Raw genomic sequence first — 2,083 nt, forward strand, 5'->3', positions numbered from 1 at the left:
CCATTCTTTTTTTATCAAAGAAATAAAGATTCTTTGTAATTAACAATTATGTAAATTAAATGTAATATTTTAACTTTGCTAATCTAAAGGATGAATGAAGCAAAGCGAAATGAGGAAGCAATCTCATCAAATATAGAAAGATTGTTTCAAATTATAACTACTGCTTATAATTTTAGTAATGACGTTGTAATTTTTATTTTTAATTATTTCAATCTTTTTAACGAAACTTATTTAAATAACATTCTTTTCAACTTTAAAACATTTAAACTTATCTTTGCACCTCAAATTTTGAAAAATGAGTTTTTTAGAAGAAATACAACGCAGACGTACTTTCGGAATTATTTCGCATCCCGATGCTGGTAAAACAACCTTAACTGAAAAGTTACTGCTTTTTGGCGGTGCAATTCAGGAAGCGGGTGCGGTTAAAAGCAATAAAATAAAAAAAGGTGCTACTTCCGATTTTATGGAAATTGAACGTCAACGTGGTATTTCGGTTGCAACTTCTGTATTAGCTTTTAATTATAAAGATAAGAAAATCAATATTTTAGACACTCCTGGCCACAAAGATTTTGCCGAAGATACTTTTAGAACTTTAACTGCTGTTGACAGTGTAATTGTGGTTATTGACGTTGCAAAAGGTGTTGAGGAACAAACTGAAAAATTAGTAGAAGTTTGTAGAATGCGTAAAATTCCTATAATTGTTTTTATCAATAAATTAGATAGAGAAGGTAAAGATGCGTTTGATTTATTAGATGAAGTAGAACAAAAGTTAGGTCTAAGAGTTACACCTTTAAGTTTTCCAATTGGAATGGGTTACGATTTTAAAGGTATTTATAATATTTATGAAAAAAAGATAAATATCTTTTCAGGAGATAATAAACAAACCGTTTCAACAGGAATTGAATTTACAGATATTTCTACACCCGAATTAGACGAAATAATTGGCAATAAAGCTGCTGATACATTACGTGAAGAATTAGAATTAGCTACAGAAGTATATCCGAAATTTAATAAAAACGAATATTTAGAAGGAAATTTACAACCTGTATTTTTTGGTTCAGCCTTAAATAATTTTGGCGTAAAAGAATTGTTAGATTGCTTTATTGAAATTGCACCATCACCTCAACCTAAAATGTCGGATGTACGATTAGTAGATTCAAAAGAAGAAAAACTAACCGGATTTGTATTTAAAATTCATGCCAATATGGATCCAAATCATAGAAATAGATTAGCTTTTATAAAAATTGTTTCAGGAATTTTTAAACGAAATGCACCTTATTTGCATACTCGTTTAAACAAAAAAATGAAGTTTTCTAGTCCAAATGCCTTTTTTGCTGAAAAAAAACAAATTGTAGAAGAATCCTTTCCAGGAGATATTGTAGGTGTTCAAGATTCTGGAAACTTTAAAATTGGAGATACTTTAACCGAAAATGAAGTCTTAAATTTTAAAGGAATTCCAAGTTTTTCACCTGAACATTTTAGATACGTTAACAATGCCGATCCATTAAAATCTAAACAACTTTATAAAGGTTTAGACCAATTAATGGATGAAGGTGTTGCTCAATTATTTACCTTAGATATAAATGGAAGAAAAATAATTGGTACCGTTGGTGCTTTACAATATGAAGTAATACAATATAGATTAGAGCACGAATATGGTGCCAAATGTACTTACGAAAACCTACCCGTACACAAAGCTTGTTGGGTGGAACCCGAGGATGAAAAAAGTGAAGAGTTTAAAGATTTTAAACGTGTAAAACACCGTTATTTAGCTAAAGATAAACAAGGTCAATTGGTGTTTTTAGCCGATTCTGCTTTTACTATTCAAATGACTCAAAGTAAATACCCAACTATAAAATTTCACTTTACTAGTGAATTTTAAGTATTTTTATCTTTTGTAAATTATATATCTTAACCAATATTTGATAAAATATGAATGTAAAATTCTTAATTAATTTTATTGAGTTATACACTTAGTATCTGTTTTATTTGATTTTGGTAAATAGGTTTACTTTCTACCATTCTACTAATTGTTTTATGAAATATGTTTTCCTTAAATTGAGAACGATTAATCCTAAAACAA

1 protein-coding gene and 1 pseudogene are annotated in these 2,083 nt (G+C 28.5%); one reads left to right on the forward strand and one right to left on the reverse strand.

Annotation, left to right across the window (positions count from 1 at the left end):
* The first annotated feature begins 295 nt into the window (after positions 1-295).
* Positions 296-1,882 carry a peptide chain release factor 3 gene (locus L3J60_RS13405; RefSeq protein ID WP_291976075.1) on the forward strand — a complete coding sequence of 529 codons (1,587 nt, stop codon included), beginning with the start codon at positions 296-298 and terminating at the stop codon, positions 1,880-1,882.
* An 83-nt stretch (positions 1,883-1,965) separates the two neighbouring features.
* On the opposite strand, the pseudogene L3J60_RS13410 reads toward L3J60_RS13405, so the two are convergent.
* A pseudogene (locus tag L3J60_RS13410) lies at positions 1,966-2,083 on the reverse strand (IS1595 family transposase); the annotation flags it as partial.

Origin of the sequence: Lutibacter sp. (assembly GCF_021647475.1) — a bacterium.
Taxonomy (GTDB): domain Bacteria; phylum Bacteroidota; class Bacteroidia; order Flavobacteriales; family Flavobacteriaceae; genus Lutibacter.